The sequence below is a fragment of the Williamsia phyllosphaerae genome, from assembly GCF_014635305.1.
GTDB classification, from domain to species: Bacteria; Actinomycetota; Actinomycetes; order Mycobacteriales; family Mycobacteriaceae; genus Williamsia_A; species Williamsia_A phyllosphaerae.
In genome coordinates this window covers 1,028,696-1,048,014 of record NZ_BMCS01000001.1, presented here as the reverse complement: position 1 = coordinate 1,048,014, position 19,319 = coordinate 1,028,696, and the positions used below count along the sequence as shown (strand labels likewise).

General features: G+C 68.3%; 15 protein-coding genes. 10 read left to right on the top strand and 5 right to left on the bottom strand.

The features are described from left to right. Window positions 1-2: 2 nt before the first annotated feature. Window positions 3-878 (top strand): haloalkane dehalogenase, encoded by an 876-nt coding sequence (locus IEV93_RS04775; RefSeq protein ID WP_188487405.1) that lies wholly within the window; start codon window positions 3-5, stop codon window positions 876-878. 27 nt (window positions 879-905) lie between these two features. Here IEV93_RS04775 and IEV93_RS04770 read toward each other — a convergent pair whose 3' ends face one another. After that, on the bottom strand, window positions 906-2,321 hold the full coding sequence (locus IEV93_RS04770) for an HNH endonuclease (RefSeq protein WP_188487403.1): 1,416 nt from the start codon (window positions 2,319-2,321) through the stop codon (window positions 906-908). 157 nt (window positions 2,322-2,478) lie between these two features. Between IEV93_RS04770 and IEV93_RS04765 the strand changes: the two genes are divergently transcribed. Next, window positions 2,479-2,661 (top strand): hypothetical protein, encoded by a 183-nt coding sequence (locus tag IEV93_RS04765; protein ID WP_188487401.1) that lies wholly within the window; start codon window positions 2,479-2,481, stop codon window positions 2,659-2,661. Window positions 2,662-2,671: 10 nt separating this feature from the next. On the opposite strand, the gene IEV93_RS04760 is transcribed toward IEV93_RS04765, so the two are convergent. Together IEV93_RS04760 and IEV93_RS04755 are read right to left on the bottom strand one after the other, a co-directional pair. Next, window positions 2,672-3,340 (bottom strand): response regulator transcription factor, encoded by a 669-nt coding sequence (locus IEV93_RS04760; protein WP_188487400.1) that lies wholly within the window; start codon window positions 3,338-3,340, stop codon window positions 2,672-2,674. Next, on the bottom strand, window positions 3,337-4,494 hold the full coding sequence (locus tag IEV93_RS04755) for a sensor histidine kinase (protein WP_188487397.1): 1,158 nt from the start codon (window positions 4,492-4,494) through the stop codon (window positions 3,337-3,339). The genes IEV93_RS04760 and IEV93_RS04755 overlap by 4 nt, the downstream gene beginning before the upstream one ends. A 173-nt stretch (window positions 4,495-4,667) precedes the next feature. Between IEV93_RS04755 and IEV93_RS04750 the strand changes: the two genes are divergently transcribed. After that, window positions 4,668-5,234 (top strand): hypothetical protein, encoded by a 567-nt coding sequence (locus IEV93_RS04750; protein ID WP_188487395.1) that lies wholly within the window; start codon window positions 4,668-4,670, stop codon window positions 5,232-5,234. Here IEV93_RS04750 and IEV93_RS04745 read toward each other — a convergent pair. Further along, window positions 5,200-6,243 carry an alpha/beta hydrolase gene (locus IEV93_RS04745; protein ID WP_229704889.1) on the bottom strand — a complete coding sequence of 348 codons (1,044 nt, stop codon included), beginning with the start codon at window positions 6,241-6,243 and terminating at the stop codon, window positions 5,200-5,202. The genes IEV93_RS04750 and IEV93_RS04745 overlap by 35 nt on opposite strands. Window positions 6,244-6,438: 195 nt before the next feature. Here IEV93_RS04745 and IEV93_RS04740 point away from each other — a divergent pair, with 195 nt between their 5' ends. Genes IEV93_RS04740 through IEV93_RS04725 form a run of 4 tightly spaced genes read left to right on the top strand, consistent with a single transcriptional unit; the run spans window position 6,439 to window position 9,899 of the window. After that, the gene (locus IEV93_RS04740; protein ID WP_188487393.1) at window positions 6,439-7,359 is read left to right on the top strand and encodes an ABC transporter ATP-binding protein; all 921 of its coding nucleotides are present in this window, start codon (window positions 6,439-6,441) and stop codon (window positions 7,357-7,359) included. After that, window positions 7,356-8,150, top strand: a complete 795-nt coding sequence (locus IEV93_RS04735) for an ABC transporter permease (protein WP_188487391.1) — start codon at window positions 7,356-7,358, stop codon at window positions 8,148-8,150. Before IEV93_RS04740 ends, IEV93_RS04735 begins: the two co-directional genes overlap by 4 nt. 40 nt (window positions 8,151-8,190) lie before the next feature. Then, window positions 8,191-9,288 (top strand): sensor histidine kinase, encoded by a 1,098-nt coding sequence (locus IEV93_RS04730; protein WP_188487389.1) that lies wholly within the window; start codon window positions 8,191-8,193, stop codon window positions 9,286-9,288. After that, on the top strand, window positions 9,285-9,899 hold the full coding sequence (locus IEV93_RS04725) for a response regulator transcription factor (RefSeq protein ID WP_188487386.1): 615 nt from the start codon (window positions 9,285-9,287) through the stop codon (window positions 9,897-9,899). Before IEV93_RS04730 ends, IEV93_RS04725 begins: the two co-directional genes overlap by 4 nt. Here IEV93_RS04725 and IEV93_RS04720 read toward each other — a convergent pair. After that, window positions 9,896-10,825: an esterase/lipase family protein gene (locus tag IEV93_RS04720; RefSeq protein WP_308690844.1), complete on the bottom strand. Its 930-nt coding sequence runs from the start codon at window positions 10,823-10,825 to the stop codon at window positions 9,896-9,898. The genes IEV93_RS04725 and IEV93_RS04720 overlap by 4 nt on opposite strands. Window positions 10,826-10,969: 144 nt before the next feature. Between IEV93_RS04720 and IEV93_RS04715 the strand changes: the two genes are divergently transcribed. The 3 genes from IEV93_RS04715 to IEV93_RS04705 all read left to right on the top strand — a co-directional run bounded on the left by IEV93_RS04715 (window position 10,970) and on the right by IEV93_RS04705 (window position 19,306). Next, window positions 10,970-12,988, top strand: coding sequence for an EAL domain-containing protein (locus IEV93_RS04715; protein WP_188487384.1), 2,019 nt, complete (start codon window positions 10,970-10,972; stop codon window positions 12,986-12,988). A 251-nt stretch (window positions 12,989-13,239) separates the two neighbouring features. Continuing rightward, on the top strand, window positions 13,240-17,847 hold the full coding sequence (gene gltB, locus IEV93_RS04710; RefSeq protein WP_188487381.1) for a glutamate synthase large subunit: 4,608 nt from the start codon (window positions 13,240-13,242) through the stop codon (window positions 17,845-17,847). Next, on the top strand, window positions 17,840-19,306 hold the full coding sequence (locus IEV93_RS04705; protein ID WP_188487379.1) for a glutamate synthase subunit beta: 1,467 nt from the start codon (window positions 17,840-17,842) through the stop codon (window positions 19,304-19,306). Before gltB ends, IEV93_RS04705 begins: the two co-directional genes overlap by 8 nt. Window positions 19,307-19,319 lie beyond the last annotated feature (13 nt).

Below are 19,319 nucleotides of genomic sequence, written 5' to 3'. Positions count from 1 at the left end.
ACGTGGACGTCTACCGCACCCCGGACGAGCGCTTCGCGGATCTGCCGGGCTGGCATCACGAGCCCCGCTACCTCGAGTCCGAGGGCCTGCGTATCCACCACGTCGACGTGGGTTCCGGCGACCCGATCGTGCTGTTCCACGGCGAACCGACGTGGAGCTACCTGTACCGGAAGATGATCGGTCCTCTGGCCGACGCCGGCAACCGCGTGATCGCCTACGACCACGCCGGTTTCGGGCGGTCCGACAAACCCACCGACCGCGACTGGTACTCCTACGACCGGCACTCGGCCATTGCCGACGACGTGCTCGACCAACTGCAGGTCACGAAAGCGACCGTCGTCGTCCAGGACTGGGGTGGCCCGATCGGTCTGCGGTGGGCGGTCGAACATGCCGATCGCGTCGACCGGATCGTCATCATGAACACCGGGCTGTTCACCGGACGGGTCAGCCGAGGATTTCTCGCCTGGCGCGACTTCGCCGAGAAGAATCCCGATCTGCCGGTCGGGACAATCGTGGGAGGGGGCACCGCGACCGATGTGCCTGCTGACGTCATCGCCGCCTACGACGCACCGTTCCCCACCGCGGGATCGAAGGCCGGAGCCGCACAGTTCCCGCTGATCGTCCCGGTCGACGAGTCCGCCGCGGGCGCCGCCGTGATGGCCCGTGTCGCCGACGAACTCTCCCGGTGGAACAAGCCGGCGTTGCTCGCATTCTCCGACAGCGACCCGGTCTTCCCGCACCCACGCTCAGGCCAGGCGTTCATCGACCTCATGCCGACGGTCGACGATCAGGTGACCATCACCGGGGCCGCGCACTTCCTGCAGGAGGATCGGGGCGAGCACATCGCCGATGAGATCATCGCGTGGATGGGGTCGTGACCTGATTCCGCGCTCCGCGGAGCGCGATCAGGCGGCGATCGGAGTCGGTGCCTGGCCCTCGCGCCATTCCCATGCCGCGTAGAGAACCTCGAGGGTGTAGCCGAGATCGAGGCGTCCTGCGCCGACGGGCTCGACCGCGTCCGATGCGATGTGCGCGTCTGCTCGCCAGTTCGCGGGCGCCTGCGTGGCCGGGGCGACCTCGATCAGCGAACCGTCGGTGCGATGGAACGAGAACTGTTGTGCCCCAAGGGCACGGATCGAGAACTTCCCGTGGTGCAACGCACGGTGATGCGTCGAGCACAGCATGATGAGGTTGTCGGGATCGGTGGTGCCGCCGTCGCGCCAGAACCGGACGTGATGTGCATGCAGGTGGCGCGTCCGACCGCACCCCGGATGTCGACATCCGCGATCGCGTTCGAACACCACCCGCAGCAGAGCACGCGTGGGCAGTCGTCGTTTGCGACCCATCTTCAGTGCGACACCTCTGCGGCCTTTCCCGTGTGTGACCCGCCGGGTCGAACTGCCGCATGAGGCCTCGTCGACCTCCGCGTCGGAAACGGCCGGTCCGGCATCGAGATGTGACTGCGTGGAATCGGCGTCAATGTCTGTCTCGCTGTGGATCACGACCTCCGCGCCGGGTGCGAAGTCGGGCATCGCGATCACCGTCTGCGCGGTGTCGGCCATCGCGATGACCGCCTCGGCGATGTTCGACGGGACGTGGCGCCACAGATCGACCGATCCGTTCGCGCTCCGCGGAGCGTTGTCACCGGAGGAGTCGTCGGAGCCGGGGAGAGGGAGGTCGGGATCGTCGGCGGTGCGAGTCCGTTCGTATTCGCTGCGCACCACGCCGGCGAGGAATCGCGCTCCGTCCACGGGCGCGAGACGCATCGTGACCGCCAGTGTCCCGTCGTCGTTCCACCGCCACTGCGCAGTCGATTCGACGTGGCCACTACTGGATTCGTCCTCGCTTCGGTCGATGTGCTTGATCGATCGGACGATCTTCTCGACCTGGGCCGCGGTCGCCGACAGCGCCACCGACACCAGCTCCTCCTCACGGTCCGGGGTTGCCACCCGCGTCAGCGCACGCACCTTCGAGTACGACAGCCGACCCTCGGCGAGCGCTTCGTGCATCTGAGGCAGGTCATGTAGCGCATAGGCGATCCGCAGATGATCCTGCGCCGCGCGCAGCGACAACCCGGTGCGCCACGACAACCAGTGCGCGCACGAGTTGATGCCCTCCCCGGACCACACCCCACGGGTGTCGAACTCTCGCAGCAGATCGAGGAAGCGGGCCGTGAGGGCAGCGATCTGACTCGCGTATCCCACCACCCGCTCGGTGAGCGCATCATCGGACAAACCGTCCGGACTCGCGTGGTCGAAGATGTCGTGCGCGTCGTCCCCGCGCTCCGCGGAGCGTTTCGACGCAATGGCTGTGACCGTCATGTTTCCCCCGATGACATGCAGTTATGTGTGTCGCAATGATATCGAGGACCTCTGACAATCCGAGTCGGCTGCGCTCCGCGGAGCGCGGGGGCGACTCGAGTCAGAGGTGGGCAGCCAATCAGACGGTTACCATGACTAACGAATGGAAGGAGGGCCGTTGCCCCGGTCTCGAATCTGGTTGCTCGCACTGGTGATCGCAACCTGCACGACAATTCTCAACTTCGCCGCAGGCGCCACCGTCGCCGGCTGGTTGTCGGTCGTTGTCGTCCTCGCATTCGGCGCGGCGTGGATCAGCGACCTCCGGCGCTCGAAGGCTGAGAACACGGACGGCGGAACCTGACGAGGGCGCGTCAGCCGTCGGCCAGCCCGTGCCTATGCGCGAACGCGATGGCCTGACCGCGATCGCGCAGTGCGAGTTTCGCGAACACGTTGTTGATGTGGGTCTTGACGGTGGACTCGCTCACGAACAGTGCGGCGGCGATCTCACGGTTCGTCGACCCGTCGGCCATGTGCGTCAACACCTCTCGTTCCCGCGCGGTCAGCGAGTCGGGTCCCGGACCGCCCGCCGGGGCAGTGGCCTGGTCGGTGCCGCCCCGGGCGCCACGCAGGAGACGTCGCTGCACCGCACGATCGAGCACCGACTGTCCGGCCGCGGCGGAACGGATCGCGGCGGCGAGCTCGTGACGGTTGGCGTCCTTGGTCAGGTAGCCGCGCGCACCGGCGTCGAGCGCACGGAACACCGAGTCGTCGTCATCGAACGTGGTGAGCACGATGACCGGCAGTTCCGGGTTCTCCTCGAGCAACGTGCGGGTGGCGTCGGCGCCGTCCATCACCGGCATCCGCAGATCGGTCAGGACCACATCGGGTCGGTGGTCGCGCACCGCGTCGACGAGGGCCGCGCCGTCGGCGGCGGTGGCGACGATCGACAGGTCCGACACCAGATCGAGCATCACCGCCAGGGCGTCACGAATGGTCGCCTGGTCGTCGGCGATGACCACCCGGATCGGATCGGTGGTCACAGGTCGACCTCCACTTGCACGGTCCAGCTGCGCCCGTCGCCGCCGGCCGTGAGCCGTGCGCCGATCTCGGCCGCCCGCTCCCGCATACCGGTCACTCCGACACCGGCACCGTCGTCGAACACCTGATCTCCCGTCGTCGAGTTGACCACCTCGATGGTCAGTAGATCAGCCCCGAACACGACGGTCACCGCGGTGGGTGCGCCGGGCGCGTGCCTGCGCGCGTTGGTGAGAGCCTCGCCCACGATGCGTTCGAGATGCCCGCTGGTCCGGCTGTCGATGGCCCGCGGCCGCCCGGTCACCGTGACCGTCTCGGTCTCACCCAGCGACATCGACTCGATGGTCGCGACGAGGTCGCGGCGTTCGTCGCGCAGCGCGTAGACGGCCTTGCGGGCCTCGACGAGGCCGTCGGTCACCAGAGTCTGCGCGACGGCCACAGCCTCACGCCCGGCGTCGGTCCGCCCGTCTTCCAGCAGCGCGTCGGCGAGGTTGAGCTGCATGTTGACTCCCGACAGCGAATGGGCGAGGACGTCGTGGATCTCGCGGGCCACCCGCGCCCGCTCGGCCAGCACCTGGGCGCGGCTCTCGGACGCGACCGCGCGTTCGGTCTGTTCCACCTTCTCCCTGGCGAGGCGTAGCGCCTCACTCCGGTCGCGGCGGGTCATCCCGATGAGCACGGCCAGACCCACCATGAGGGCCCAGTAGGGGATGCCGTCGTAACGGACCACCGTGGCGAGGAATGCGGTGGCCGAGGTGACGGCGGCGATGGTGATCGCCGGCACCGGCGTGAAGCGGAAGCCCGCGGTACCGGCGATGATCGGCGCGAAGGCCGTTGCGGCGCTGGACGGATCGAACCCGAACAGCAGACCGGCGACTACCGCGCCGACGAGTGTGGCCACGAAGCCCTGCCGGAACGACAGGAGATCCGACGGCAACAGCCGCAGCGACATCGCCATCGAACCGACGATCATAAGGATCAGCCCGTAGAGACCCGACCCCGACAGGCCGAGCGGCGAGACCGTGAACCACGCCCAGACGACCACCACCACGTTGATCAGCGGCAGCAGCCGCATCATCGTCGCATCGGTGATCCCCGCGCCCTGGTGACCGTCAGCCGGTACGGGCGGCGCCAGTCGGGACAGGTTCGGAACGCGCATAGGTGACCACGATGCCATCGACCGGGCGCGTGCGTCCTCCACCCGCGGGTGGAGACGTTTCTCCATCCCGGGTCCACTCCGGGGTCGATCCGCTCTGGGGCCCGCCGCAGCAGAGTTGATCTCGAGCGACACACCGGTCGCACCGGATCACCGGGACAACCCAAGGAGCAACGATGTCCGACCTCACCCAGGCAGTCGAGATCAGCGGCGGGATCTTCGCCCTCATGATGGCCACCCAATACGGCACACGGCATTTCGGGTGGCACAAGATCGCCATGCCGATTCTGGCCGTGTCCGGATTCGGCTACTCCTATCTGAAGGATGCGCCCACCGACCACAACTCGGTGGCCCTCTATCTCGTCGGCGCGGCGATCGGACTGGTGTTCGGCGTGCTCGCCTACGCGTCGACCGCGATGTGGGCCGACCGCACCGCCGGGGAGATCATGACCCGCTGCGGGGGCGCATTCGTCGCCGTCTGGCTCGTCGCGATGGTCGCGCGGATCGGGTTCGTCTGGGCTGTGTCCGACATCCCGACGTTCCAGACCTGGGTCGGCGAACACATGATGTCGATGCACCTCACCACCGAGGCCATCGCACCGTTCTTCGTGATCTGGGCGCTGACCATGGTGGCGGTCCGTGTTGTCGGCCTCGTGGTCCGGTCCCGGGCGCTGCGCACGCAGTTCGACGCGTCGCGGATCGCCGCGGTCACCTCGCCGATGATGAGTCGAACTGCTGGGTGACGAACGACGAGGCCGCGCGCACCGCGCGCCCGGCCTCGGGGGCGAACAGCGGGAACATCTGGAAGACGTGGGTCTGATCAGGCCAGATCTGCAATTCGCTCCGGCCGCCCGCGGCGGTCAGTCGATGGTGGATGTCGCGGGCGTCATCGGCCATCACCTCGAGCGACCCGGCCTGGATGAGCGTCGGTGGCAGCGCCATCTCCGGCGTGACGGGGATGGTCAGCCGCGGGTGGTCGTCGGGGACGTCCCCCAGATACATCCGGATCACGTTCGCCCCGAGCCGCGCATCGATCATCGGATCGCGGTGTCCACTGTTCTGCCGAGCCAACGACAACCCGAAGGTGGGGTCGGACAGCGGCGAGAACAACACCATGGCGCGGGGTTGGCCGATGCCGTGGGCGTGGTTGTGTGCGAGCAGGTCGAGCGCCATGTGGCCGCCCGCCGAGTCGCCGGCGACGACGATCTGATTCGGGGAGTAGCCCCTGTCGAGCAACCACTGATACCCGGCGATGGCGTCGTCGCCGGCAGCAGGGAACCGGTACTCGGGCCCCAGTCGATAGTCGAGGCTGAAGGCGGGGAGACCGGTCAGCGTGGACAGGCGCGAGACGAGCCCGCGGTGCGTGCGTGGAGAGCAGACGACGAAGCCGCTGCCGTGCAGGTAGTAGATGATCGTGCCGCCGGGTGTGACGCCCGGACCGTGCACCCATTCGCCGCGGACTCCGTGTCGCTCGCGGACCGTCGAGACCGATGTTCCACGTGGAACAGGGCTGAACCGGATCATCGACTGGTTGACGATCGGGCGATACGCCCTGATCATCGCGGGTGAGGGTGCCGTGCGGGCGTGGACCGAGCGCAGTCCGAACCCGGAGCTCAGGGCCGGTATGGCCAACCCGAGCGAACTGTTGAGGGTGCGGGACCGGCGCGATCCGCGGCGCGTGTGCCAGGGCATGTCGGCGTGCTCGCCGGCCGGGTCCCCGTCGGACTCCGGCCCCCGGGCGGTGAAGACCATCGAACCGATTCCTCCTCGTCGCGCAGGACCTCGGTCGGTGGACCCGCTTTCCGACGGTAACGCCGCGCGGCGACGGGTGTGGGCGATCGGCGGATAAAACTGAATCGGACATCAGGACGGCCGTGACATCTGTCATGGGCGATGCGTGACATCTGATCCCGGTGACGGGAGCGCTGTCGGCGCACCGTCATGGGTATGAACATCCCACTCGCACTCCGTGCCGAAGGACTGACCAAGTCCTTCTCCGACAGGCGGGGCGGCATCGTCCGTGCCGTCGACGGCGTCGACCTCGCCATCCGTCAGGGTGAGGTCGTCGCGTTTCTCGGCCCCAACGGCGCAGGCAAGACCACGACGCTCGACATGATCCTCGGCCTGAGCAACCCGGACTCCGGTCGCGTCGAGCTGTTCGGCCACAGCCCGGCCGAAGCGGTTGCCGCCGGGCGTATCTCGGCGGTCACCCAGACCGGTGGGCTGCTCGACGACTTCACGGTCGGTGAGACGGTCGCCATCGTCGCCTCCACGTACGGCGGCTCGATCGATCCCGCCACGGTCATGGCCCGCGCCGACATCGCCGACATCGCCGGTCGCAAGGTCTCGAAATGCTCGGGTGGAGAACGTCAACGGGTGAAGTTCGCGCTGGCGCTGCTGGGCGACCCCGACCTCATCGTCCTCGACGAGCCGACCGCGGGGATGGACGTCGAGTCTCGCCGGGGCTTCTGGGCGGCCATGCGCGACGACGCGGGCAACGGTCGCACCATCGTCTTCGCGACCCACTATCTCGAGGAGGCCGACGACTTCGCCGACCGAATCGTGATGATCGCCGGCGGCCGGGTGGTCGCCGACGGTTCGACGGCACAGATCCGCGCCCGGGCCTCGGGCCGCGTCGTCTCCGCCGCAGCGGCCCCGGACCGGATCGACTGGATCATCGCCAACGCACCGAACGTCACCGCCACCGAGGTGCGGGGTGGGCGCGTCTACCTGACCACCGAGGACTCCGACACCGTCGCGCGCTTCCTGTTCCAGTACGACGCCGCCCACGATCTCGAGATCGTCGCCCACAACCTCGAGGACGCGTTCGTCGCCCTCACCTCGTCGACCCCGGAGAAGACCCGATGACCACTCTCGCCACCACGCCGGCCGGCTCCAGGGCCCTGCGCGGCTTCTCGCCCACCTACGTGCGCATCGACGTCCGCCGGGTGCTGCGCAACCGCCGGGCAATGATCTTCACCCTCGCCATGCCGACCCTGCTCTACGTCGTGTTCGGCGCAACGCAGAAGTACGGCTCGGACATGATCGGTCACGCCAACACCGCGGCGTACGTCATGGTGCACATGGCGGTCTACGGCTCAATTCTCGCGACCACGACGAACGCCGCGTCGGTGGCGTTGGAGCAGCGGGACGGGTGGACGCGCACCCTGAGGCTGACGCCGTTGACGCCACTCGCCTACGTCGCGTCCAAGGCGATGGTCGCCATGACCATCGCGGCGCTGCCACTGATGGTGCTGTCGGTCGTCGGTGTGCTCACCGGCGCTCGAGCGCCCGCACCCGTCTGGATCGGATCGATCCTGCTCGGTTGGCTGGGGTCATCGGTGTTCGCCGCATTCGGTATGGCCATCGGCAGCGCACTGAAGTCCGAGGCCGCGATGCAGGTCAGCGGCGGTGTGCTGACCCTGCTGGCCTTCGGCGGCAACGTCTTCGTCCCTCTGCAGGGCTCCATGCTCACGTTCTCGATGTTCACCCCGATGTTCGGCATCAACTCGTTGGCCAACTACCCGATGACCGGTGGCGACACCGTCTACGGCGACCACATCCCGCTCTGGGTGAGCATCGTCAACATCGGGGTCTGGGCGGTGATCTTCACCGCCGCCGCGGTGTTCTTCTACCGCCGCGGCACCGAACGCCAGTGATGGCGCGAGTTCCGTCGTCGCGCGGCCTACAGTCGGTCCGGTGAGAGTGCGTTCGCCGGGCCGAGACGACATCCGGTGGGCCTTCCCGGCCATCTGGCTGGTCTTTCTCGCCTACCCCGTTATCAGCCTGCTCGGCGCCGACGAATCGGTTGCGCGGACCGTGGCGGGGCTGGCGCTGATCGCGGCGTTCGGTGCGCTCTACGTCGTGGCCTGTGTGCACGTCATACCGATGCAGCGCAGCAGTCCCGATCCCCGGGTCGCCCTGCGGTACTTCGTGGTGCTCGCGCTGATCGCCGCGGCGACGGAACCGATACTCGCCAACGGGTGCCTGTCGTTCGGGCCGTTCCTGATCGCCATCACCGTCTTCGGGCTCTCCCGTCCGTTCGGGATCGCGGTCACCGCGGTCGTGGTCGGCCTCGCACTGATCGGGCCCGAGGTGCTCGACGGATGGGATTTCGACCCGGGAACCGTGATCGCACTGGTGGTGTCGGGGGGCGCGATGCTGGTGGCCCGCAATCTGCAACTGCGCGAGCGGGAGCGCGAAGCGGCGGAGGAACGCAAACGCGAACTCGACGAGCAGCTCGCCGTGATCGCCGAGCGTGAACGGGTCGCCCGCGACGTCCACGACATCCTCGGTCACTCGCTGACCGTGATCACGCTGAAGTCCGAGCTGGCCGGGCGCCTGATCGACATCGACCCCGAACGTGCCAAAGCCGAATTGGCCGAACTGCACTCGATGTCGCGGCGTGCGCTCGCCGAGGTCCGTTCCACCGTCGGTGGCCTACGCACACCGGACCTGCGGACCGAGCTGGCCTCGGCGCGCACCGCGCTCACCGCCGCCGAGATCGAGGCCGACCTGCCCACCGACCTCGCCGACCTCCCGCCCGCCCGCAGCGCCCTGTTCGCCTGGGTGGTGCGCGAATCGGTGACCAACGTGGTCCGCCACAGCGGCGCGCGGCGCTGCGCCGTCGATGTGACCGACGGGCACATCGAGGTCGTGGACGACGGATGCGGCATCGATGAACACGCCTTCGGCAACGGGCTGCGCGGACTCACCGAACGGGTCGACGCGGCGGGTGGGGCGCTCAGTGTCCGGGCGACCGGCACGGGCACCGCGGTACGGGTGACCGTCGGATGACCACCCCGATCCGGCTGCTGCTCGCCGACGACCAGGCCCTGGTCCGCGGCGCACTGGCGGCCCTGTTGGGTCTGGAGTCCGACCTCGTCGTGGTGGCACAGGTCGGACGGGGCGACGAGGTCCTCGCCGCGGCCACCGCGTCGGCCGCCGATGTCTGTCTGCTCGACATCGAGATGCCCGGGGCGGACGGCATCGAGGTCGCGGCCATCCTGAAACAGGCACGGCCCCAGACGCGGTCGCTGATCGTCACCACCTTCGGGCGACCCGGCTATCTCCGTCGCGCGGTGGAGGCCGGTGCCTCCGGCTTCGTCGTCAAGGACACCCCCGCCGCCGAACTCGCCGACGCCGTCCGCCGGGTGCACGCGGGACTGCGCGTCATCGATCCGACGCTGGCGACCGAGAGCCTCACCGACGGGGACAGCCCGTTGACCGATCGCGAGCGGGAGGTGTTGCGCGCCGCGTTGTCCGGCGCGACGGTGGCCACCATCGCCGGACAGGTGCACCTCTCGGCCGGGACCGTGCGGAACTACCTGTCGAGTGCGATCGGCAAGACCGGTGCGAACACCCGCGCCGAGGCGGCGGCCACCGCGCAGCGTCGCGGGTGGCTCTAGGCGCCCGACAGCGGCGACGAGAACGTGCAGGGTGCGATCGGGGCAGCCGGATCCAGTGCGCGCAGAACGTAACTCAGGGCCCGACGGTCGTAGGTGATCGACAGATGGTCGGTGTAGTTGCGGCCGCAGGCCTGCTGCAGATCGATGTTGGTCACGTTCGGACCGGTCAGGAACGCCGAGGTGTAGGGCGTGACGACCTCGTCGTACCGGGTCTCGATGACCGTGTAGCGGACCCCGGAAACGGTGTCGCCGCCCGCGTTGAGCCGCCGCAGGAAGTCCGACCCGACGATCTGCTGGCGGATGGCGGTGCCCAGACCGAGTCGCAACGTCTCGGGGACACCGGGGATCAGCCCGAGCCCGAGAACCGTCGTCCCGTGGTTCGACGGGGCGAGGCCGATGAGCTGATCGACCGAGGCGCCGCCGCCCAGGTTCTTGAGGTAGTACCGCGGCATCATGCCGCCCTGCGAGTGGCCGACGATGTCGACCTTGGCGGCCCCGGTCGACCTCTTCACCCGATCGACGAACCGGGCGAGTTCGGCGGCCGACTGCTCGATCGGTCCGGTGCCGCCGACCTTGCCCGCACCGGGGAACCCGAGGTAGCTCGACCCGGGTTGTTGTCCGAAGTTGAACGCGTAGACGCAGTAGCCGGCGTTGCGGAGCAGCGGCGAGAGCGCCTGCCAGTCGATGGTCATGTTGAACAGCGTCCCGTGGCTCAGGACGACCGGCTGCGGGTGTTGCGACGTCGGTCGGCAGTTCCAGTCGTTGGCGCCCGGCGGGGAGCTGTCGGGTCGGTCGATCGCGACCGCGGTGGCGGCGGCGAGCGAGTAGGTGACCGGTAGCGGACGGGCCGACGCGGTGCCCGAGAGGCCGGCCAAGGCCGCTGCCGTGATCATCGTGGTCGCGATCAGTGTCACCAGTGCGCGCATAGACGCCGCCTCTCCATTTGCCCGTTGCCACACGGGTTCGTCGATCCTTTGCCAAGGTAGGACTGTGTCGGTGGCGGTGTCCGCGTTTTCGGTCAACTCCCCGCCGACCGTGTCGATCCGGACCGCCCCTACGATGTGCAGGGCATGAGCCGAGGTGGGGGCACCGGCGTGGAATCCGTGGGGAAGGCCAACATCTCGATGTCCGTCTCCGCACGCCATCCGTTGCAGGGCATCATCGGCGCACGCACCCGGGTGCGATCGGTGTTCCAACCCATCGTCGAGCTCGATTCCGGCCGTGTGATGGGGCACGAGGCGCTCGCCCGGTTCCCCGACGTCCCCGACCTGGGGCCACTCGAGGTGTTCGCACGCGCACGGGATGTCGGCGCGGTCGCCGAACTGGACTGGGAATGCCGACGGTCGGCCTACCTCGGGGCCGGGGCCGCCGGTCTGGCCGCGCCGTTGTACCTGTTCGTCAACGTCGAACCGAGCGTGCTGGGTACACCACCCCCGTGGCGTGTCGACCCCGACGAGGTGGCCGCGATCGTCACGGCGATCCCGACCGTCGTCGAGCTGACCGAACGGTCCCTGTTCACCGATCCGCGGTCGGTCATCGCCGCGACGGACTGGGCCCGGTCGCAGTCGTGCCTGGTGGCTTTGGACGACGTGGGTGCCAACCCCGATTCGGTGGCGATGCTGTCCATCGTGCGGCCCGACGTCATCAAACTGGACCGCTCGATGCTCGCCGACCAGCACTCCGACGAACAGCTGAGAACGCTACGGGCGGTGTGGGATCACGTCGCCCTGACCGGTGCGCGGATCCTCTGCGAGGGAGTCGAGAGCGAGCGAGATCTCGATCGAGCCCGCGGATGCGGCGCGAGCCTGGTGCAGGGGTATCACCTCGGCCGGCCGGCCGAGGCGACGGCGGTGGATCGCAGCGGCACCGCGTCCGACGAGTGGATGCGGCTGGGGATCGCACCCGAGCAGGTGCCCACCCCCCGAACGGACCCCACGTCCCTGCTGCGAGGCGACCGGGTGCGGGTGTCGCCGGTGAGCGAGATCGCCCGCATCGGAGCGGCCCTCGACGCGACGCGGTCGGGTCGGCGGATCGGCGGGGTCGTGCTGCTGTCCCTGCACGATCCGGAGTTCTACACGTCCTGGCTGGCGCGTCGCTACGGTGAGCTCGCGGCGACGAACTCGCTGGTCGGCATCATCGGTGTCGGCGAGGACCTGCCCCCGGGGGTGCGGGGCTCGCAGGTGCAGCCCATGCGCGACCATTTCGCCTACGTCAGCCTCGATTCCGACTTCGCCATGGCTGTCGTGGCACGTGATCTCGGCGACACCGGGCCGGTCGCCGGTCGGCGCCACGAGTGGGTGCTGACCTGGGACCACACCGAGGTGATCGAGGTGGCCCGCAACCTGCTCGGCCGCCTCACACCGTTGCCGCACGACGGCATTCCCGCTCAGGTCGCGCCCGACGACGAGCGCTCCGACCTCGCCGACATCGTCGCCATGACGGTCCGGATCGTCCCGGGGGTGGAGAGCGCCGGACTGGCCCTGCGGACGTCAGGGGGTCTGCGCACGCTCGCGGCCAGTGACCAGTACCCCTTCCTGCTCGACCTGCTCCAGCATCGATACGCCGAGGGGCCGAGCATGGAAGGGGCACAACATGATCCGATCGTCCACATCGAGGCGTTCGAGTCCGACGGGCGGTGGATGTCGTTCCGTGCCGCGGCCAGCTACGCCGCGCCCATCGCGTCGGTCCTGTCGTTCCGCCTCTTCACCGGCCCGAACGGAACCGGCTACCTGACGCTCTACTCGCCGGACAACCACGCCTTCGATGCCGCGTCGGTCGAGGCCGCGCATGCGCTCGCCGGGTACACCGCAGAGGTCTGGACGCGCCTGCGGGGCGCCTCGGGTGACGACCGCGGCGACGTGGTCGCCGACCTCGGCCGCACGGATCTGTCGGACCCCCTCGACGCCGCGGCGGCTGCGGTGGGCCGCCGCGACGATCTCTCGCCGCACGCTGCGCTGCGCAGTATCGTGGAGACCTCGGCATCCACCGGCTCATCGCTGCAGCAGACGGCGCAGCAGATGGCGCGTCGAACCTCGACCTCGCCGACGACGATTCCTGGCTCCGATTTCAGCTCTACGGGACCGTCGTGAGAAAATTGACCGATGATCTCGGACCGGGGAGACCCCTCGGCGGTTATCAACGGATGCCATGACCACAGGTGAGTGGATCCGCACATGTCAGCAACGGCGCTGACACTGCAGCGCGATCACCAGCTGATCGGCGTGTACGCGCTGGTCAGAGCCGAATGAGGCAGTCCTAACTGGGGCTCAGGGCACGTCAGTGCCGTAATCTCAGCCGCAGTGAGGCATGTTCGCGTCAGCGCGATGTAAGGGCGAAACAAATGAAGCAGGCTCCCCGCCCAGTAGGGCAGCGTTACCCGAGTCCTCAGGGTCTCTACCACCCGGCCAACGAGCACGATTCGTGCGGCGTGGCCTTCGTGGTGGACATGCACGGACGGCGTAGTCGCGACATCGTCGACAAGGCCATCACCGCCCTGGTGAACCTCGAACACCGTGGCGCCGCGGGCGCCGAGCCGAACACCGGTGACGGCGCCGGGATCATGATCCAGGTCCCGGACAGCTTCCTGCGTGCCGTCATCGACACCGAGCTGCCGCCCGAGGGGTCCTACGCCACCGGCATCGCGTTCCTCCCGCAGGGTTCGCTCGACGCCAAGACCGCGTGCGAGTCGGTCGAGAAGATCGTCGAGGCCGAGGGCCTGACGGTCATCGGCTGGCGCGACGTCCCGATCGACGACTCGTCGCTCGGTGCCCTCGCCCGCGACGCGATGCCCACCTTCCGCCAGCTCTTCATCACCGGCGCATCCGGCGACGAACTCGAGCGGCGCGCGTTCGTCGTGCGCAAGCGCGTCGAGACCGAACTCGGCACCAAGGGTGCCGGGCAGGACGGCCCCGGTCGCGAGACCGTGTACTTCCCGAGCCTCTCGGGCCGCACGTTCGTCTACAAGGGCATGCTCACCACCCCGCAGCTGCGCGGTTTCTACCTCGATCTGCAGGACTCCCGGCTCGAGAGCGCGCTGGGCCTGGTCCATTCGCGCTTCTCCACCAACACCTTCCCGTCGTGGCCGCTGGCGCACCCGTTCCGTCGGATCGCGCACAACGGTGAGATCAACACCGTCACCGGCAACGAGAACTGGATGCGCGCCCGCGAGGCCCTCATCGACACCTCCGTCTTCGGCGCGGGCACATCGGAGAAGATCTTCCCGGTGTGCACCGAGGGCGCCTCGGACACAGCACGTTTCGACGAAGTTCTCGAGCTGCTGCACCTGGGTGGACGGTCGTTGCCTCACGCCGTGCTGATGATGATCCCGGAGGCCTGGGAGCGTCACGAGAGCATGAAGCCCGAGCACCGGGCGTTCTACCAGTACCACTCCACGCTCATGGAGGCCTGGGACGGACCGGCCTCGGTCTGCTTCACCGACGGCACCGTCGTCGGCGCGGTCCTCGACCGTAACGGCCTGCGCCCCAGCCGGATCTGGGTCACCAAGGACGGACTCGTCGTCATGGCGTCGGAGGTCGGTGTCCTCGACATCGATCCCGCAGACGTGGTGCAGAAGCTGCGTCTGCAGCCGGGTCGCATGTTCCTGGTCGACACCGATCAGGGTCGGATCGTCGACGACGCCGAGATCAAGGACGAACTCGCCTCGCTGCACCCGTACCAGCAGTGGCTCGACGAGGGTTTCCTCGCGCTCGACGATCTGCCGGATCGTCCGCACACCCACATGCCGCACGATCGGGTCCGCCTGCGCCAGCAGGTCTTCGGGTACACCACCGAGGAGCTCAACCTGCTCGTCACCCCGATGGCCAAGGCCGGCGCCGAGGCGATCGGGTCGATGGGCACCGACACCCCGATCGCGGTGCTCTCGCAGCGCTCGCGCACGTTGTTCGACTACTTCCAGCAGCGGTTCGCCCAGGTGACCAACCCGCCGCTGGACGCGATCCGCGAAGAGGTCGTCACCAGCATCGGCGTCACCATCGGCAAGGAGGGCGACCTCCTCAACCCGACCGCCGACTCCTGCCGTCAGATCGCTCTCGCACAGCCGATCCTCGACAACGACGCGCTGGCGAAGCTGGTCCGCATCAACGACGACGGCAACTACCCCGACTTCCGCAGCGTCCAGATCCGTGGTCTGTACACGGTCGCCGACGGCGGTGCCGGTCTGCGTGCGGCGCTCGACGACGTGCGCTCCCAGGTCTCCGCGGCGATCGCCGACGGGGTCCGCCTCATCGTGCTGTCCGACCGCGAGTCCGACGAGACGATGGCCCCCATCCCGTCGCTGCTGCTGACCTCGGCGGTGCACCACCACCTGGTGCGCGAGAAGACGCGCACCCAGGTCGGTCTGCTCGTCGAGGCGGGTGACGCCCGCGAGGTGCACCACATGGCGTGCCTGGTCGGCTTCGGTGCCGCCGCGATCAACCCGTACATGGCACTCGAGTCCATCGAGGACATGGTCGAGCGCGGCGTGCTCGGAGACATCGACTTCGCCACCGCCCAGGCCAACTACGTCAAGGCCGCGGGCAAGGGCGTGCTCAAGGTGATGTCCAAGATGGGCATCTCGACGCTCGCCTCCTACACCGGCGCGCAGCTGTTCCAGGTCATCGGCATCTCGCAGGACACCGTCGACGAGTTCTTCACCGGCCTGCAGAGCCACCTCGACGGAATCGGTCTCGACGAGATCGCCGCCGACGTCGCCTCCCGGCACAACCTGGCCTTCCAGGCCCGCCCCGAGGAGCGCGCACACCGCGAGCTCGAGGTCGGCGGCGAGTACCAGTGGCGCCGTGAGGGCGAGTACCACCTGTTCAACCCGGACACCGTGTTCAAGTTGCAGCACGCGACCCGCACCGGGCAGTACAAGGTGTTCAAGGAGTACACGAAGCTGATCGACGACCAGTCGACGCGCATGGCGTCGCTGCGCGGTCTGTTCGAGTTCAACTTCGGTGACCGTGACCCGATCCCGATCGACAAGGTCGAGCCGGCGTCGGAGATCGTGAAGCGTTTCTCCACCGGCGCGATGAGCTTCGGCTCGATCTCCGCCGAGGCGCATGAGACCCTCGCCATCGCGATGAACCGTCTCGGTGGCCGGTCCAACTCCGGTGAGGGCGGCGAGAGCGTCGATCGCTTCGATCGGGACGAGAACGGCGACTGGCGGCGCAGCGCGATCAAGCAGGTCGCGTCGGGACGCTTCGGCGTCTCGTCGCACTACCTGACCAACTGCACCGATATCCAGATCAAGATGGCGCAGGGCGCGAAGCCCGGCGAGGGTGGCCAGCTGCCGCCGCACAAGGTGTACCCGTGGGTCGCCGAGGTCCGTGGCTCGACGCCCGGCGTCGGTCTGATCTCGCCGCCGCCGCACCACGACATCTACTCGATCGAGGATCTCGCTCAGCTGATCCACGACCTGAAGAACGCCAACCCGGCGGCCCGCATCCACGTGAAGCTGGTCTCCGAGGTCGGAGTCGGCACGGTCGCCGCGGGTGTCTCCAAGGCGCACGCCGATGTGGTGCTCATCTCCGGTCACGACGGTGGCACCGGTGCCACCCCGTTGACGTCGGAGAAGCACGCCGGCGCACCGTGGGAGCTCGGCCTCGCCGAGACCCAGCAGACGTTGCTGCTCAACGGTCTCCGTGATCGCATCGTCGTGCAGGTCGACGGCCAGCTCAAGACCGGCCGCGACGTCGTCGTGGCCGCGCTGCTCGGCGGCGAGGAGTTCGGTTTCGCCACCGCGCCGCTGGTGGTGTCGGGCTGCATCATGATGCGGGTCTGCCACCTCGACACCTGCCCCGTGGGTGTCGCGACGCAGAACCCGCTGCTGCGTCAGCGGTTCACCGGCAAGCCGGAGTTCGTCGAGAACTTCTTCATGTTCATCGCCGAGGAGGTGCGGGAGTTGCTCGCGCGCCTGGGATTCCGCACCCTGCAGGAGGCGGTCGGTCAGGTCGCCGCCCTCGACACCGGCAAGGCACTCGCACACTGGAGCGGCGCGAAGGCGGGCAAGCTCGACCTCTCGCCGATCCTCGCCGAGGCGGACTCGCCGTTCATGAACCAGGATCTCTACTGCTCGGGCCGACAGGACCACGCGCTGGACAAGGCGCTCGATCAGCAGCTCATCGCACAGAGTCGGGCGGCCATCGACAAGGGCGAGCGGGTGTCGTTCACGTCGGCGATCTCGAACGTCAACCGGACCGTCGGCACGATGCTCGGTCACGAGGTGACCAAGGTGTACGGGGCGAGCGGTCTGCCCGAGGGCACGGTGATCATCGACTTCACCGGGTCGGCGGGCAACAGCTTCGGCGCGTTCCTGCCCAAGGGCATCACGCTGCGACTCGAGGGCGACGCCAACGACTTCGTCGGCAAGGGCCTCTCCGGCGGTCGCATCGTGATCCGTCCGTCGCGCGTCGCGCCCGAGGGGTTCGTCGCCGAGGAGAACATCATCGCCGGCAACGTGATCGGCTTCGGCGCCACCGGCGGGGAGATCCTGCTCCGTGGTGTGGTGGGCGAGCGGTTCTGCGTCCGCAACTCCGGTGCGATCGCGGTCGTCGAGGGCGTAGGCGATCACGGATGTGAGTACATGACCGGCGGTCGCGTCGTGGTGCTCGGTGACACCGGCCGCAACTTCGCGGCGGGTATGTCCGGCGGTATCGCGTTCGTCTACGACCCGTTCGGCAAGCTGCCCGAGAACCTCAACACCGAGTTGGTCGACCCCGACGAGCTGGATTCCGACGACCTGGAGTTCCTGCACGGGATCATCGACAAGCACGGTAACGAGACGGATTCACCTGTCGCCGCAGCCATCCTGGCCGACTGGGACAACACCAAGAACAAGTTCATCAAGGTCATGCCGCGCGACTTCAAGAAGGTGCTCGCGGCGATCGAGTCGGCAGAGAAGGACGGCCGCAACGTGGACGAGGCGATCATGGAGGCGGCACGTGGCTGATCAGCGAGGGTTTCTCAAGCACACCGAGCGGGAACTGCCGAAGCGGCGACCGGTCGACCTGCGTCTGCAGGACTGGCGCGAGGTCTACGAGGACTTTGATCGCACGGTCCTGCGCGAGCAGGCCAGCCGCTGCATGGACTGCGGGATCCCGTTCTGTCACATGGGTTGTCCGCTGGGCAACCTGATCCCGGAGTGGAACGACCTGGTCTACAAGGACCAGTGGGAGGACGGCATCGACCGTCTGCACGCGACGAACAACTTCCCGGAGTTCACCGGTCGGCTGTGCCCGGCCCCGTGTGAGGCGTCGTGCGTGCTGGGCATCAACCAGCCCGCCGTGACCATCAAGCAGGTCGAGGTCGAGCTCATCAACAACGCGTTCGACCAGGGCTGGGTTCGTCCCGTCATGCCGACCGTCAAGACCGGCAAGTCCGTCGCCGTGGTCGGATCGGGTCCCGCGGGTATGGCTGCGGCACAGCAGCTCACGCGCGCCGGCCACGATGTGACCGTGCTCGAGCGGGCCGACCGCATCGGCGGGCTGCTGCGCTACGGGATCCCCGAGTTCAAGATGGAGAAGCGCCACATCGATCGGCGGATGGAGCAGATGGAGGCCGAGGGCACGGTGTTCACCACCGGCGTCAACGTCGGTGTCGACATCACCGTCGAGCAGCTTCGTGCCGACTACGACGCGGTGGTGCTCGCCAACGGCGCGACCAACTGGCGCGACCTGCCCATCCCGGGCCGTGAGTTCGAGGGCATCTACCAGGCCATGGAGTTCCTGCCCTGGGCCAACCGCGTGCAGCTCGGCGACGACGTCACCGACGCCGACGGCCAGCCGCCCATCACCGCCAAGGGCAAGAAGGTCGTCATCATCGGCGGCGGCGACACCGGAGCGGATTGCCTCGGCACGTCGCTGCGGCAGGGCGCCGAGATCGTGCACCAGTTCGAGATCATGCCGCGTCCGCCGGAGGAGCGTGCCGAGGCCACCCCGTGGCCGACGTACCCGCTGATGTTCCGGGTGTCCTCGGCCCACGAGGAGGGCGGCGAGCGCGTGTTCTCGGTCAACACCGAGAAGTTCGTCGGATCGGACGGCAAGGTCACCGGACTCTCGGCCCACGAGGTCGTCATGAGCGGCGGCAAGTTCGAGAAGGTCGAGGACTCGGAGTTCGAGCTCGAGTGCGATCTCGTGCTGCTGGCCATGGGCTTCGTCGGACCCGAGCGCGAGGACTTCCTCGACAAGCTCGGCGTCGACTACAACGAGCGCGGAAACGTGGTGCGCGACGACAACTTCGCGACCACCGTCCCCGGCGTGTTCGTCGCCGGTGACGCCGGTCGCGGGCAGTCGCTCATCGTGTGGGCCATCGCCGAGGGCCGTTCCGCGGCCGCCGGTGCGGACAAGTATCTGAGCGAGCAGACCTTCCTGCCCGCGCCGATACACCCCACCATGGCACCGCAGCGCTGAGCTGACTCAGCAG